Source organism: Synechococcus sp. MIT2312 (genome assembly GCF_059772315.1).
In genome coordinates, this window is sequence record NZ_CM186281.1 from 1914143 (window position 1) to 1929271 (window position 15129).

Here is a 15129-nt window from a genome sequence, read left to right on the forward strand (position 1 = left end):
CGAGGGAGAGGATGTCCTCAAGTGAGGGTCAGCATGAGTCGTCCGGATCCCGAACAGTTGCAGGGCACGCTTGTGGACTTCGCCCTGCTGGAGTTGATTCGACAGCACCGCGAGAGCTTTCAGCCGCTCTGGACCGTTGATAGCTGGGCCAAGTTGATGATCTGGCTCTCGCTCAATTGCGGTTTGTCCGGAGAACGCGACGCCCTTGAGCATTTCGCCGCTGCCCTTGGTGAACGCCTCACCTCGCGACTGCGTCGAACCTTCTTTGAGCGAGAGCTGGCGGATCTGGAACTCCTCGTGATGGCCGATCCGGCTGAACAGCAGGTTTTGCTGTTGTCGCAGGCTCCCCAGGATTCCGCCGTGCTCAAGCCTGATCGACTCTCAGCAGCTCTGGACAGGGCGGGACTGACTGACCGGGTTGTTGCCGATCACAGCCGCTGGCAACAGCTGGAGGCCGTGGTGGCGATTCCCTGGAAGGCCTGATGTCTGAGACCAACGGCACCAGCCTGATCGGTCGCTACGGCAATGCCGGTTATGAAGCCGTCGCCGATGCGGTGATGGCATTTTTCGATCGACGCACCGACTTACACCGACCTGGCGTTGCCTTCGGTCCTGCCGGAGATCAGCAGCCTTCGAAGCTGAGCACCGATATCAGCCTGGTGGCCATCGATCGCGAGGATCCGGAGTCCTGTGCCCTCTCAGAGGTGATTGTCCGGGGCGTTCGTGCGGGTTTGGATCGCTACCTGCAGGAACGCCCCCTGTTTCGTGAGGTCTGCCCTGACCAGGCTCTCTTCGTGTTGCCGATCTTCAATCTGCAGCGCTACGCGCCCGGTGAGGGATTTCGTCAGTGGCACTGCGACTGGACCATCAGCGATGAGGCCACAGAACCTGTTCATCGCGTTCTGGCTTGGATCCTCTACTGCGACAGCGTGGCTGAGGCCGGTACGGAGTTTCACTGGCAGCAGCATCACGAGGAGGCGGTGCGGGGAAAGCTGGTGATCTTTCCTGCTGGCCCCAGTCACATTCACCGCGGCAGGGTCACACAGAAGCACAGTAAAACCATTGCCACAGGCTGGATCAACGCAGGGACACAGGAGGGTTATCTCCGGCGCCTGGCTCGTTCCTGAACGGTGGGATCTCACGCACGGTGTTGACCTGCTGTGGGAAAGGAATTTCAATCCCTTCCCTTTTGAACGCTGTCCAGATCGCCTGATTCACCTCACTCACAATGCCGATGTTGTTCATGGGGTCGGAGATCCAATAGCGCAGTGAATATTCGATGGCGGAGTCGCCGTAGTGCACCTGCAGCGCCCTCGGCGCTGGATGATTCAGCACTCTGGGCACGCTCAGAGCGGTTTGCTCCAGAAGCTTCAGCACCAGCTGGGGGTCATGGCGATAGGCGGCACCAATACGGATCTCACTGCGCCGCATGCGGTCGGTGGCGGTGTAACTGGTGGCTTGCGCGGTGAAAAACATCTGGTTGGGAATCAGCAGTTCCGCGTTGTCTCGATCTCGCCAGAGCAGGGTGGCGCGCAGGCCAAGCTTGCGCACTTCGCAGGGATCTCCATCCACCATCAAAATTTCTCCTGGACGCACTGACCCTTCAAACAGCAGCCAGATGCCGCTGATGAAGTTGGAGAACACCTCCTTGATGCCGAAGCCAAGGCCAACGGACAGTCCACCGGCGATGGCGACTAGTGCCGTGGAGTTCAGCCCGATGTGAAACCCCACAGCCGTGATGCCAATGCCAACGACCACATAGCGGACGATCAGTTCAAGAGCCTTGCGGCTGCTGTCGCTGCAGCTGAGCAGTTTCTGCAGCATCCAGGCCAGGCCGGCGGCTGGAAGTTTGGTGCCCACCAGCAGCAGATAGGTCACCAGCAGAGCGACGACCAGGTTGTTCACGGTGAGGATCTCACCGAAGAGGCTGCCCAGCTTGATCACGCCCAGATCAGCGGGATTGTCGAACTTGCTGATCAGGTTCAAGCCCACCAGAACCAGGAACAGTGGTCTGAGCAGACGACTTTCGAGTTGATGAACGCTGGAGGCAGGCAGCAGCTGCTGCAGCAGTTGGTTCAAGAGGTTGAGCAGATTCCAGCCCAGCCAGCAGAAGCCGGCATAGCTCACCAGTCCGCTTTTTCCGCCTGGAAGCTCGATCAGCCAGGCGATGAACACCATGGCGATGGGCGCCACCAGCAATTGCAATGCCGGATGGAGGTTCTTAAGCCGCCGTTGCGGGTTGATCAGGTGCCATCCCACACTCAGTCCAAGGATCAGCAGCACTTGGGCGACGACGGCGCTTCGCTGCAGGTAACCCAGCCAGCCGAGGATTTCCCACAAGAGTTGGTTCATGATCCACTCCCAAGGGCTTTGAGCAGGGAATCCAGGCTGGAGCGCGGGTTTGAGGTTCCAAACACCAGTGGAACCAGCACTTGTGATCCATCGCGATCGAGGTTGCGATGGTGAGCCAGCCCTGCCAGGGCTGATTCATGCAGCATCGAATCGTCTCGGGACTGCACCAAAGTGGCCAGCGTTTGGGAACTCCGCACCGGCACAGCCACGGCAGGGTTCACGGGCAGGAAAGCAAGGGAGCGCAGCGACAGATTCCTCTGCACCATCGGGTTGGTGATGAACTGGGCCAGGCTCACGGCCACTTCACGTTGGCGTGGACTTGAGTTCGCTCCGAGTGCCAGCACCCTCACAGCATTCATGGGGCTTGCGGTTCCGGCAGGGCCACTGGGAAGTGGCGAAACCCCGAGGTTGTCGCCCATCAGCTTTCTGAGTCGCAGCAGGCTGTTGGAGTTGCAGCTCACCCAATCGAGCTCACCCTCATTGAGCAGGTTTTCAAGTTGCCCCTGGTCCTGGAAAAAGGAGATGTTTTGCTGAGCACTGGCCCGTTGCAACCAGGTCAGCCAGGCCACCAGCGTCTCGTTGTCCTGTGCACTCAGGTTCTGGTCATCATTGGCGCGGGCCAGGCTTTGGATGGCTCCCAGACTCCCAGCGGTCCACAGCACTTCCGAGAAGCTCACCGCCAGCCCGATGCGGGTCCCGGATGCGCCCTGTTGGAGAAGCTCCTGCAATGTGGTGGGAGGGCTCTGAACGATCTCGCGGTTGAAGCAGGCGATCTGCGGGTAGATCACGATCGGCTGGGCCGTGATTCGTCCGTCGTTGAGCTTCACCCGTTCCCACAAGGTTGTCTCAGTTTGCTGGCGTTTGAATTCCTGCAAAGGAAGCTCGTCCGTCAGCCCGTCACTCAGCAATTGATTGGCCTGAAGGGCATCCGTGACCACCAGATCAGGGCCTAGATCTGAGGCATTGCGGCGCTGGAGTTCCTGGTTGAGATTGGCGCGCTTGTAAAGCGCGACCTGCACTTCCACGTTGGGTTTGATCCTGCGGAAATCGCTGATGATCAGCTGAATTCTCTGGCGGAAGTCGGTCTGGGTTGCGGTGTCGATCGTGCTGTCCTGGTCGATCACCATGGCCAGATAAAGCATCACCGGCAGCTCATTTCCGAGACGACTGCAACCGCTGACGCTGAGCAGCAGGGTGGAGAGCAAGACGCTGGCTGCCAGCCGAGCACGCACGATGGAGAGGTGATTGATCGAGTCATTCTGATCTTCACATTCGTGGCTGTCTCGCCACTGCTCTCTCAAGGGCCATCCGTCTTGCCCGCTGGCCCAGCTTGTTGATATTGCGGCCTTGGTTTTTTTGGACAGCTGTTTTGCGAGCATGGGTCGCTGTTGTTGAGCGCGTCCTGTGTCCGAGCTGGCCAAGACCTATGACCCGGTGGGCACTGAGGCCCGCTGGCAGCAGGCCTGGGAGGACCAAGGTGCGTTTCATCCCGACCCCAAGGCGCCTGGGGATCCGTTTTCGGTGGTGATCCCCCCTCCGAACGTCACCGGCAGCCTGCACATGGGCCACGCCTTCAACACGGCCTTGATCGACACGATCGTCCGCTATCAGCGCCTGGCGGGTAAAAACGTGCTTTGCCTCCCCGGCACTGACCATGCTTCGATCGCGGTGCAGACGATCCTGGAGAAGCAGCTCAAGCAGGAGGGCAAGACCCGCCACGATCTCGGCCGCGAGTCTTTTCTGGAGCGGGCCTGGCAATGGAAGGCCGAAAGCGGTGGCCGCATCGTCGATCAGCTGCGCAGGCTCGGCTATTCGGTGGACTGGGGTCGGCAGCGCTTCACCCTGGATGAAGGCCTCAGCGAGGCCGTCAGAGAAGCCTTTGTCCGTCTGCATGAGCAGGGTCTGATTTATCGGGGCGAGTATCTGGTGAATTGGTGTCCTGCCTCCGGTTCAGCGGTGAGTGACCTGGAGGTGGAAATGAGGGAGGTGGATGGTCATCTCTGGCATTTCCGCTATCCCCTCAGCAGCGGTGATGGTCATCTGGAGGTGGCCACCACCCGGCCCGAGACGATGCTTGGTGATACGGCGGTCGCGGTGAATCCCAGCGATGACCGCTATGCCCATCTCGTGGGTCAGACCCTCACGCTCCCCTTTGTGGGGCGGGAGATTCCGATCGTGGCTGACGACCATGTTGAGAAGGACTTCGGCACCGGTTGCGTCAAGGTGACACCGGCCCATGACCCCAATGACTTCGCCATTGGTCAGCGCCATGGTCTGCCCCAGATCACGGTGATGCGCAAGAACGGCACGATGAACAGGGAGGCAGGAGCGTTCGAGGGGCTGGATCGCTTCGAGGCGCGCAAAGCGGTGGTGGCTGGTCTTGAAGATCTTGGTCTGCTGGTGAAGGTGGAGGACTATCGCCACAGTGTTCCTCACTCCGACCGTGGCAAGGTCCCTGTGGAGCCCCTGCTGTCCACGCAGTGGTTCGTGAAGACCGAGCCGTTGGCAGCCCGTTGTCGTGTAGCGCTGGAGCAGCAGGATCCACGCTTCATCCCAGAGCGCTGGGAGAAGGTTTATCGCGATTGGCTCACGGATATTCGTGACTGGTGCATCAGCCGTCAGTTGTGGTGGGGCCATCGCATTCCGGCCTGGTTCGTGATCAGCGAGACCGGTGGCAAGTACACCGACACCACCCCTTATGTGGTGGCACGCAACGAAGCGGAGGCTCTGGAGAAGGCCAGGGAAACGTTCGGTTCAGCCGCCGTGATTGAGCAGGACGAGGATGTGCTCGACACCTGGTTCTCGAGCGGCCTCTGGCCGTTCTCCACTCTGGGCTGGCCTGACGCTGACAGTGCCGATCTGCAGCGCTGGTATCCCACCAGCACCCTGGTGACAGGCTTCGACATCATCTTTTTCTGGGTGGCCAGGATGACGATGATGGCCGGTGCTTTCACCGGCGAGATGCCGTTCAAGGACGTTTATATCCACGGTCTGGTGAGGGACGAACAGAACCGCAAGATGAGCAAGAGCGCCGGCAACGGCATTGATCCGCTGCTGTTGATCGAGCGTTACGGCACCGATGCTCTGCGTTTCGCGTTGGTGAGGGAAGTGGCTGGCGCCGGTCAGGACATCCGGCTGGATTACGACCGCAAAAAAGACACCTCCGCCACCGTTGAAGCCTCACGCAATTTCGCCAACAAGCTTTGGAACGCCACCCGTTTCGCGTTGATGAATCTGGATGGCGCGACTCCGGCCCAACTGGGAGATGCCGATCCTGCTGCTCTGCAGTTGGCGGATCGCTGGATCCTGTCGCGCCTGGCCAGGGTGAATCGCGAAACAGCAGATCGCTACAGCCGTTACGGCTTGGGGGAAGCGGCCAAGGGTCTGTATGAGTTTGCTTGGAACGACGTTTGCGACTGGTATCTGGAGCTGAGCAAGCGCAGGCTCAATCCAGGCGAAAGCGCTAGCTCTGAGGCACTCGCTGACCAGCGCACTGCCCGGCAGGTGCTGGCCAAGGTGATCAGTCAGATGCACCTGATGCTGAATCCGCTGATGCCGCATCTCACCGAGGAGTTGTGGCACAGCATCACCGCAGAGCCTGAAACAACGTTTCTGGCACTTCAGGCCTGGCCGGCCGTCGATCAGGCAGCGCTTGATGACGATCTCGAGGCCTCATTCACTGAGTTGATCGCCGCCATCCGCGTGGTGCGCAATCTGCGCGCGGTTGCCGGCCTCAAGCCGTCCCAGACCGTTCCGGTGCGTTTCGTGAGTGGCCGCGGCGATCTTGTTGAGGTGCTGCAGCGGGGAATGGCCGACATCACGGCGCTCACCAGAGCTGAAACAGTTCAGGTGATGACGCCGTCTGAGGCGGATGCAGCACCGGTGACCAAGGCTTTGGCTGGTGTCAGCGGTGAGCTTCAGGTGCTGCTTCCGATTGAAGGCCTGGTGGATCTCGATGCCTTGAAGGCACGTCTGGAGAGGGACATCGCCAAGGCCGAAAAGGAGATCAAGGGTCTCTCCGGTCGACTGGCCAATCCCAATTTCGCTGACAAGGCACCGGCAGCGGTGGTGGCGGAATGCAAGGCCAACTTGGCTGAAGCTGAGTCACAGGCTGATCTGGCCCGCAGGCGTCTGCAGGATCTCAGCTGAGTCGCTTCGGCCGCTCAGATCCCTAGCCTTCATTCAGCTCTGCTTTTGACCGCTGGACTCTCCGTTGATCACGGTCGAAAGGCTGAGCAAGACGTACCGCGTTGCTGACAAACAGCCTGGCCTGGCCGGCACCCTGCGCCATTTTCTGCGTCGGCGCCAGCGGGATGTGTCGGCGGTAAGGGATGTGTCGTTCGCGATCGCTCCCGGAGAGATGGTGGGCTTTCTCGGAGCCAACGGCGCGGGCAAGACGACCACGCTCAAAATGCTGTGCGGCCTGATCTACCCCAGCTCCGGTCAGGTGATGGTGGCTGGTCATCACCCCCAGCGACGGCACCCCGATTTTCTGCGGCGCATCACGTTGGTGATGGGCCAGAAGCAACAGCTCATCTGGGATTTGCCACCGATGGATTCGTTGCGCGTCAACGCAGCGGTCTACGGCATTCCGGATCGTGTTGCCAGCAGACGGATTGCCGAGCTGTCGGACCTGCTGGAGCTGGGCGAAGAACTCACCCGTCCGGTGCGCAAGTTGTCGTTGGGTCAGCGCATGAAGGCTGAGCTGCTCGCTGCCTTGCTGCATGAACCGGGGGTGTTGTTTCTGGATGAGCCCACCCTGGGGCTGGATGTGAACGCCCAGTTGCGGGTGCGCCAGTTTCTGGCCGAGTACAACCGCCGCACCGGGGCCACTGTTTTGCTGACCAGTCACTACATGGCTGATATTACGGCTCTTTGCCCCCGGGTGTTGCTGATTCATCAGGGGCAGTTGTTCCATGACGGCCCCCTGGATCGCCTGGCCAGCCGTCTGGCGCCGGAGCGCCATGTGCGGCTTGAACTGGAAGAGCCCGCTTCTGCCGAAGCCTTCTCTGGGTTAGGTCGTCTCGACAGCCTTGAGGACTGCGAGGTCAACCTGCGGGTGGACCCGGAATCACTCACCAGTGTTCTGGCACAGATCCTGGAACGTTTTGAGGTACGCGATCTTGAGGTGAATGACCCTCCGATTGATCAGTTGATCGGCGAGTTGTTTCGCCAGGGAAGTCTCTGATGCGCATCTTTGGGCTCAACCGCCGCATTGTGCGTGCACTGCTGGGCAGTCAGTACGCCCACATGCTCGAGTACCGCGCTGAGATCGCGCTCTGGGCCCTGTCGGGAGTGCTGCCGTTCATCATGCTCAGCCTCTGGAGCGGCAGTGACGCACGCTCTCAACTGGGTCTGGACGGGGTGGCTCTCGACCGTTATTTCCTCAGCGCTTTTCTGGTGCGTCAGTTCTCGGTGGTCTGGATGGTCTACGCCTTCGAGGAGGATGCGCTGCTGGGCAGGCTGTCGCCTTATCTGCTTCAACCGTTGCATCCCCTCTGGCGCTACGTGGCCTCGCACCTGGGTGAGCAGCTCACCAGGCTCCCCTTCGCCGCCGGCATTGCCGGTGTGTTTTTTCTGATTCAGCCGCAAGCCTTCTGGATTCCATCGCTGGGTGGGTTTCTGTTGGCCTGGATCGCCACCTGGATGGCCTTTGCCATTGCCTTTTTGCTCCAAAGCCTGATTGCATCGCTGTGTTTTTGGAGTGAGAAGGCCACGGCGCTGGAGCGGTTGCTGTTTCTGCCTTTTCTGTTTTTCTCCGGACTGCTGGCTCCCCTAACAGCTTTCCCGCCCGCTGTGCAGGACTGGGTGCGCTGGACACCATTCCCCTACCTGATTGATTTTCCAGCTCGGGTCTTGTCGGGTGATCCGGTCAATCTGGCCGCAGGCTTTGGGGCACAGCTGTCCTGGGTGTTGCTGCTGCTGCCGCTGGTGTTGTTGCTCTGGCGAGCCGGTGTTCGGCGCTACAGCGCTATGGGGGCCTGAGATGGGGCGCTACTGGCGAACCTTGCGCCGTTTCTGGGGCACCGCTCTGGCCACCCAGCTGGAATATCAGCTGAATGTGCTGGTGGAGCTGCTGGCCGTGGTCCTCAGCCTTGGCGGCAGCCTGCTGTTGTTGTCTCTCTTTTTCGGTCCCGGCCGGGAGCTTGGGGGATGGAACTGGAACCAGGCCTTGATCGTGCAGGGCTTCTACACCGTGTTCGACGGCATGACGACCGCCTGGCTGAGGCCCAACCTGGGAGCGATCGTCACCTATGTGCGTGAGGGCACCCTTGATTTCGTGTTGCTCAAACCGATCGACAGTCAGTTCTGGGTGTCGCTGCGCACCTTCGCTCCAGCTGGTCTCTCGGAGGTTGTTCTGGGCTTTGGCCTGGCCGCCTGGGGTGCGCACCAATCCGGTGTTGTGTTGACTCCAGCGGTGCTGGTCACCGTGTTGCTGATGCTGATGGTGGCTGCAGTCATCCTTTATTCGCTGTGGTTTTTGATCGCCGCCACCAGCATCTGGTTCGTGAAGACCTGGAATGCCACGGAAGTTCTGCGGGCAGTGTTGGCGTCGGGGCGCTACCCGCTTGAGGCCTATCCCGCCCCCTTGCGGTTGCTGTTCACCCTGGTGGTTCCTGTGGCCTTTCTCACCACAGTTCCTGCTGAAGTGATGCTGGGTCGGGCTTCACTCCCCGTGCTGGCTTTGGGTTTTGTCTTGTCAGCAGTGTTTTTTGCCGCTGCCCGGAGCTTTTGGTTGTTTGCCCTGCGTCACTACACCTCGGCATCCAGCTAATGGAGCTGATTTGGCTTTCATGATGTTGGGTTGTTTCGATTCAGTGAATTGATGAGGGTGCTGGAATCGGAGCCTGGTGGTGGATACAGCGTGGTGCAGTCAAAGGCAAAATCAGCGCCGCTGTGTTGAACAATTCCAGCAATATCAAGAAAAATGGATTGTTGAATATCGAGCCAGTCTTTCCATACTGTTGTTTTGGTGAAGCAGTAAATCATCATATTGATGGAGGATGCATCCCATTCGTTGAAATTCACAAGAATGGTTTGACTTTGATCAATGTCAGGATGCTGCTGAAGAAGCTTTCGAACTTCCTTGGTAATGCCGTCAATTTTCCCTAAATCTTCATAGCGCAAGCTGATATTGGCTCGAATTCTGCGGTTATACATTTCACCTGGATTTTGAATCGGGTTTGTTGCAAATACTGAATTGGGGATATATAAAGGCCGGCGGTCAAAGGTGCGAATCCGTGTGTAGTACCAGCCAATGTTTTCGACAGTGCCTTCCAGGTCGTTGGCGTTGATCCAGTCGCCTTCGCGGAATGGGCGGTTGAAAAACAGCATGAAGCCAGAGAGAAAGTTCTGACTGATTTGTTGGGTCGCAAAGGAGAAGCCGATGCCGGCTCCGCCCAGCATGGTGGCAATGGCTCCTGATGGAACTCCGAAGTTCACCATCAGAGCCGCGATGACAACAAGCAGCACACCAATGGTGTACAGCCTGCTCATCACATTGATCAGCATGGATTCATCCTGCTGGTCTTCGATCTGGATCCATCGCCTCATCGAGGCAGATTGCAGCACGGTCTGGCCGACATTCATCACGGCCCAGGTGATGCTGGCGATCACCAGGGTTGTGGAAATCCTGTTCACCTCAGTTTGTGCCAGCAGCCCCAGCTCAAGCCCCTCGTTGAGCTGATGGATGATCCAGCTGGCGTAGAGCGAGGTGCCAAGCCCGAACAGCACAGGGCGCCTCAGCGCTGCGGCGAGATGGCTGCCCATGTTGCGTCCATGGCGGCTCAGGACCTGCAGCAGGAGCCAGGCGCCGAGAAGAGCCACGGTTCCCGCCAGCAATCCGGTGTTGGTTTGCAGGAACTGGAGGTGTAACTTCGCGGCCAAATGAGACTCAGTCACGAGACCCGTGCGTCGCACTCGCGAACCTAGCTCATGTCTTCTGCAGCTTCCTGATCAATCACCTGCTCAGCTTGCAGCTGGGGCCTGAGGCTTTGTTGCGTTTTGGGCGGCCACTCCATCGGGTAGATCTGGCGCTGAGGGAAGGGAATGGTGATCTTCTCTTTCTCGAAGCGTTTCCAGATCGCACGACGCAGATCACTGCCCACGTTGAAGGCATCAAGCGGATCTGCGACCCAGAACAACATCTTGTAGTTGATCGAGGATTCCGCAAACTCAGTCACAAAAGCCGCTGCAGGCGGATACTTTTTCACCTTGGAATGGCCTGCCGCGATCTCCAGCAGCATGTCGATGATCTTGTCGGGGTCATGTCGATAGGCAGCACCCACCACCACGCTGTCGCGCCTCGAGGTTTCTGTCGCTGTGTAAGACGCGGCTTCCTGAGTGAAAAAGTTCTGATTGGGAATCAGCAGTTCGGCGCCATCGCGACCACGCCTCAGTTGTGTGGCGCGTAGACCCAGTTTGCGCACGGTGCAGGGGTCACCGTCGATCATCAGAATCTCCCCTGGTCGAACGGATCCTTCGAACAGCAGCCAGATACTGCTGATGAAGTTGGAGATAATTTCCTTGGTGCCGAATCCAATTCCCACTGACAATCCACCGGCGATTGCAATAAAGGCGTTGCCATTGATGCCGATGTAATAGGCCACCCCGATGATGCCGATGCCGATCACGCTGTAGCGGAATAACAACTCAAGGCCGCGCTGATTACGTTTCTGAACTCCGAAGATCACACCGCTCAGCCAGGCCATCAGTGCTGCTGGCCTGGAGGCAATGGTCACGATCAGATAGATCGCCACAATGGCCGTATACATTTTGCCGAGAGTGATCTCAACACCGAAGAGATTGGCGACTCCGATCCTCGCAAGGTTTTCGCGACTACCCAGCAGACTCAGCAACGACAATGTAGCTGTGAAGACATAAATCGGTTTGAACAGGGTGGTCTCTATCTCTGCAATCGGGAAGCGGGGATTGGTTTTTTCCACCAACATTTTCAAGGGCGTGAAAAGATTCCAGCCCAGCCAGAGCAGTCCGAAGTAACGCAGCAGTCCGAAGGGAACCTGGATCAGCGCGAAGACTCCTGCCATCAACAGCACCAGTGAGGGTCCCATCAACACGCGGATTGAATCTGGGAAACGTTGATGCAGCCCTGCTCGATTCAGCAGGCGCTGCAGGCTTTGGTTGCGCCTGAGAAGAATGCTGCGTGTGCGCGCAATCAGAAGCACGAACAGCACCAGGAACAGCTGAATCAGAACAGGCCAACGCTGCACAAACGACAGCCAGCTGACCATTTCGACCAGGATTTCTCCTGGCGCCACCGTGATCAGAAGATTGGAGAGGGTCGACATCATGAGGATGGGCTCAAAACGGTCTGCAGTCGCTCAGCTGCCTTGGCGGGAGTTTTCGCACCAAAGATCACATCATTGATGATGTTTTGAATGGTTTTTGCGACTCTTGGATTTCCATCGATGGCAGCAATGATTTCGTCGCCAACTTTGATTTCTTGCTTGCCTTTGAAGATGTAGAGGTTCTCGATTCCAGGGATTTGTCGGTTGATGATTGTGGCCGCTGCTGGATTCACTGGGTAATTGGTGCGGTAACGCAGTGACCAGGTCTTCTGGGCCCAGGGTTGAACGATGAATTGCATCAGTTCTTCAGCGGTCTTTCGCTGTCGCGGACTGGAGTTGCGGCCCAGACCCCACACCTGGAGTTTGCTGATGGGCGTGGCTGGAGCTGCAGGTCCAGCGGGCAAGGAGGTCACGCCGAGATTGTCTTTCATGGCTTCCCTCAGTTGAGGTAGCTGCGAGGTCCAGCAGCTGATCCAGTGGAGTTGGCCTCCAATCAGCTGCTTGCGCAACGTCGCCTGATTCCTCAGGAACATCACGTTCTGCTGATAGCTTGCATCCCGCAGCCAGCTCAGCCAGCGAACCAAGTTCTGGGTTTGTTGTGCAGTGGGTTGCTGGCCACGCAGCGAACGCACCAGTGCGCTGCCGGCCTTGAAACCGCTCATGCTCCAGTAGAGGTCTTCAAAATTCTGGGTGATGCCAAACACCTGACCCTCGCCGCTCTGCTTGGACATGAGTGCCAGCGTTGCTGGCGGCTCCTTGAGTTTGCGTTTGTCGAAACAGGCGAGCTGGATGTACTGGGAGACCGGAAGACCGGTCACTTCGCCACGGGAGTTGGTGACGCGTTCCAGTAATCCTGGTGCGATGGCGTTGCGTTGCTCTGGCGTGATCGGCACCGTGTCCAGCAGCTTCGCTTCGGAGAGTTCCTGGATGACCCGGGCATCGCCCATCACCAGATCCGGTCCCAGTCCGCTGAAGGTCTGGCGTTCCAGTTCCGTTTCGACGGCAGCCTCGGAATAAAGAGCAGGTTGGATGCGCAGGCCTGGAACCACATCCCAAAGATTGTTCTGAAAGCTGCTCAGACGCTTCCGGTCCCGGGAACTGTCAACCGGGGTGACTTTTTCATTGGTCGGCAGGATGCGGGCAACCCGCAGCAATTTGATCGGGGTTCGGCCGCTGTTGCTGCAGGAGCTCAGCAGCCCGGCTGCGCAGAGAATCCCAATCAGCTGCAGGCGACGATGGACTGGTTGTCCTGAGAGGAGACGCGTCATCAGCTGTTCATCTCACCGGTCGGTTATCGATTAAGTGGAGGGGCATTGCTTCAGCCGGCCAGAATCGCATCGATCCGTTGACAGGTGTCGGATTCAACAGCACGACGCTAAAGCCTGAAAAGGCCTTGGTCAGTGTTCTGATGTCACTGTTGTCTGAGCCTGTGTGGTGCGGTTGTGTTGTGGCTGTGGCTCATGAAGCGGTGATGGCATCAATGGATGAAGGATGGAATTAATCGCTCAGCTGATCGATACCGACGCCCTTTTGGCATGGCTCGAGTCGCCCGCAGGAGCCCTGCTGTTCATTCCGCTTTATGCCATCTGGGTGACCCTGCTGCTGCCGGGGATCTGGGCATCGATGCTGGCCGGGGCGTTGTATGGCCCCTGGTTGGGAAGCCTGATTGTGTTTGCTGGGGCGACCCTTGGAGCCGAGGCTGCATTCCTGCTTGGTCGGCACTGGCTCAGGGGCTGGGCGCAGCAGCGTTTGAGTCGTTTCCCGAAGTTGCTGGCGATTGAGAAGGCGGTCAGTCGTGAGGGGTTTCGCCTGGTGTTGTTGACGCGCCTCTCGCCCGCTTTCCCGTTCTCTTTGCTGAACCTGGCTTACGGACTGAGTGAGGTGAGTCTGCGGGATTACAACCTCGGTTTGATCGGGATCATTCCCGGCACGATTCTGTTCTGCGCCCTCGGCGCCCTGGCCGGCAGTGCAGCGAGGTTTGGTGAAGTGCTGGCTGGAGAGACCTCGGCGCAGGCCTGGGTGCTTCGTGTCGTGGGCGTACTGGCCACGGTGGGTGTGGTGTGGCTGGTGGGACGCTCCGCTCGCAAAGCTCTTCAGGAAGCAGGCGCTGATGCTCAGGATCCTGAGCTCTGATCAGGATCAGGCAACCGCCAGTCACGCAGAGCGGCGATCACGACGAACCAACCCAGCCGTGCTTTGGCGGTGAATCCGCTGCGGCTTTTGAGGTCGGCATATTTGGCACGGCCACACTCCGTTTTGATCCAGCGGAACACGGGCGGATGATGCTGATTGGCTTGATTCATCGGCTTGATGGCAAGGTCATGGAATCGCTGAATTTGTTGATCTGATTCGGAATCACGCTGATCGTGATCTTGATGTCACCAAGGCCGAACTCCTCTTTCCCTCGCTTCACGAAGTCTGCAGAGAGATTGTTGGCGATGTCTTCCGTCAGCACTCCCTTTGGTGCGCTGAACACCAAATCCACAGTGGCTTTGTTGTTATTGACGCGAACATTGCTGAACAGCAGCCGAACCCTTTGCCACAGATAGGGGTTTTCTCTGGTGAGTTTGAGCTGACGGACCTGCCCGGCTTTGAAGGCATCGAACTTGCTTTCAATGTCCTGCTTGATGCTGAAGTCGTGCAGAGCTGAGGAGAGGGGAATGCATAACAGTCCTAAAAGACCCAGCCACAGCACCAGATTGCGCCAGCACTGCAGGACGCTTCCGTAGCGCTGCACAAGGAACACGAACAGGCTTGCCACCGTGATCCCGATCAGGTTGGCGAGGAACAGCAGGAAGGAGCCTTCGGAGATCTGATTGGTGATGCCGGCCACCGTGCCGCGACCAAACACCGCCACCACCTCATTGCCCATGCTCAGGCCAATGCCGCAAACGCACAGTGGTGGAACCAGGGCCACGGCGATGGCAACACCGGCCAGCGAATTCGACAGCCGTTCGCGGGTCATGCTGAAGGATCCGGCCACAGCCGCCGCCACGGCGACGCCCAGGTCGATCAGGTTGGGAGCTGTGCGGGAGGTCATCTCCCGGTTCACTTCACTCACATCCAGCAGGGAGGCAAGCAGTGCTGAGGTGGCGACCACGGCGAGCACGCCGATCACCACCGTCAGCAGCGACCGCTTCGCCAGCTTGTTGTTGCTGATGGAGAGTGCAAAAGCGAGGCTGAGGATTGGATCCATCAGCGGCGCCACGATCATCGCTCCGATCACCACTGCAGTGCTGTTGGCGATCAGTCCCAGCGTGGCGATCACCGCTGCGCAGAGCAGCAGTACGAAAAAACCAAGTGAAGGCTTCGATGATGCGATGCGTGCCTGGTAGAGCTCCTTGCGCGGGATCCGGCTCTCGAGGTTGATCTGCCATTCACCGGACAGATTGTTCAGAAAGCTTCCAAAGGGAGATGAGGAGTCCACTGGGGCTAAACGCTGAACATGACGGCCTGTTCAGTCTCCGCC

Annotated in this window: 15 protein-coding genes; 8 read left to right on the top strand and 7 right to left on the bottom strand. The window is 58.6% G+C overall.

Annotated elements, in window-relative coordinates; translation table 11 throughout:
* Positions 1–33 precede the first annotated feature (33 nt).
* Positions 34–483 carry a protein phosphatase gene (locus AC6EI9_RS10720; protein WP_498467753.1) on the top strand — a complete coding sequence of 150 codons (450 nt, stop codon included), beginning with the start codon at positions 34–36 and terminating at the stop codon, positions 481–483.
* A complete protein-coding gene (locus tag AC6EI9_RS10725) occupies positions 483–1127 on the top strand; it encodes a 2OG-Fe(II) oxygenase (RefSeq protein WP_498467754.1) in 645 nt (214 codons plus the stop codon). The genes AC6EI9_RS10720 and AC6EI9_RS10725 overlap by 1 nt, the downstream gene beginning before the upstream one ends.
* Here AC6EI9_RS10725 and AC6EI9_RS10730 read toward each other — a convergent pair.
* Positions 1078–2352, bottom strand: a complete 1275-nt coding sequence (locus AC6EI9_RS10730; RefSeq protein ID WP_498467755.1) for a mechanosensitive ion channel family protein — start codon at positions 2350–2352, stop codon at positions 1078–1080. The two genes, AC6EI9_RS10725 and AC6EI9_RS10730, sit on opposite strands and share 50 nt — an antisense overlap.
* A complete protein-coding gene (locus tag AC6EI9_RS10735; RefSeq protein ID WP_498467756.1) occupies positions 2349–3731 on the bottom strand; it encodes an extracellular solute-binding protein in 1383 nt (460 codons plus the stop codon). Before AC6EI9_RS10735 ends, AC6EI9_RS10730 begins: the two co-directional genes overlap by 4 nt.
* A gap of 25 nt (positions 3732–3756) precedes the next feature.
* On the opposite strand from AC6EI9_RS10735, the gene AC6EI9_RS10740 reads away from it, so the two are divergent.
* The 4 genes from AC6EI9_RS10740 (at position 3757) to AC6EI9_RS10755 (ending at position 9127) form a co-directional block, all read left to right on the top strand.
* Positions 3757–6501 carry a valine--tRNA ligase gene (locus AC6EI9_RS10740; RefSeq protein WP_498467757.1) on the top strand — a complete coding sequence of 915 codons (2745 nt, stop codon included), beginning with the start codon at positions 3757–3759 and terminating at the stop codon, positions 6499–6501.
* A 64-nt stretch (positions 6502–6565) separates the two neighbouring features.
* On the top strand, positions 6566–7540 hold the full coding sequence (locus AC6EI9_RS10745) for an ABC transporter ATP-binding protein (protein WP_498467758.1): 975 nt from the start codon (positions 6566–6568) through the stop codon (positions 7538–7540).
* Complete coding sequence (locus AC6EI9_RS10750; protein WP_498467759.1) at positions 7540–8337, top strand: ABC transporter permease; 798 nt, start codon at positions 7540–7542, stop codon at positions 8335–8337. Before AC6EI9_RS10745 ends, AC6EI9_RS10750 begins: the two co-directional genes overlap by 1 nt.
* A 1-nt stretch (position 8338) precedes the next feature.
* Positions 8339–9127: an ABC transporter permease gene (locus AC6EI9_RS10755; RefSeq protein ID WP_498467760.1), complete on the top strand. Its 789-nt coding sequence runs from the start codon at positions 8339–8341 to the stop codon at positions 9125–9127.
* Between the two features lie 17 nt (positions 9128–9144).
* Here the strand turns inward: AC6EI9_RS10755 and AC6EI9_RS10760 are convergent, their stop codons facing one another.
* A complete protein-coding gene (locus tag AC6EI9_RS10760; RefSeq protein ID WP_498467761.1) occupies positions 9145–9993 on the bottom strand; it encodes a mechanosensitive ion channel family protein in 849 nt (282 codons plus the stop codon).
* Positions 9994–10038: 45 nt separating this feature from the next.
* On the opposite strand from AC6EI9_RS10760, the gene AC6EI9_RS10765 reads away from it, so the two are divergent.
* Positions 10039–10227, top strand: a complete 189-nt coding sequence (locus AC6EI9_RS10765; protein WP_498467762.1) for a hypothetical protein — start codon at positions 10039–10041, stop codon at positions 10225–10227.
* A gap of 53 nt (positions 10228–10280) precedes the next feature.
* On the opposite strand, the gene AC6EI9_RS10770 is transcribed toward AC6EI9_RS10765, so the two are convergent.
* Positions 10281–11660, bottom strand: a complete 1380-nt coding sequence (locus AC6EI9_RS10770; protein WP_498470034.1) for a mechanosensitive ion channel family protein — start codon at positions 11658–11660, stop codon at positions 10281–10283.
* Positions 11660–12928 carry an extracellular solute-binding protein gene (locus AC6EI9_RS10775; RefSeq protein ID WP_498467763.1) on the bottom strand — a complete coding sequence of 423 codons (1269 nt, stop codon included), beginning with the start codon at positions 12926–12928 and terminating at the stop codon, positions 11660–11662. The genes AC6EI9_RS10770 and AC6EI9_RS10775 overlap by 1 nt, the downstream gene beginning before the upstream one ends.
* 223 nt (positions 12929–13151) lie before the next feature.
* Between AC6EI9_RS10775 and AC6EI9_RS10780 the strand changes: the two genes are divergently transcribed.
* On the top strand, positions 13152–13793 hold the full coding sequence (locus AC6EI9_RS10780) for a TVP38/TMEM64 family protein (protein ID WP_498467764.1): 642 nt from the start codon (positions 13152–13154) through the stop codon (positions 13791–13793).
* Here AC6EI9_RS10780 and AC6EI9_RS10785 read toward each other — a convergent pair.
* A complete protein-coding gene (locus tag AC6EI9_RS10785; RefSeq protein ID WP_498467765.1) occupies positions 13775–13963 on the bottom strand; it encodes a hypothetical protein in 189 nt (62 codons plus the stop codon). The genes AC6EI9_RS10780 and AC6EI9_RS10785 overlap by 19 nt on opposite strands.
* Positions 13960–15087, bottom strand: coding sequence for a TIGR00341 family protein (locus AC6EI9_RS10790; protein WP_498467766.1), 1128 nt, complete (start codon positions 15085–15087; stop codon positions 13960–13962). Before AC6EI9_RS10790 ends, AC6EI9_RS10785 begins: the two co-directional genes overlap by 4 nt.
* Between the last annotated feature and the right edge of the window lie 42 nt (positions 15088–15129).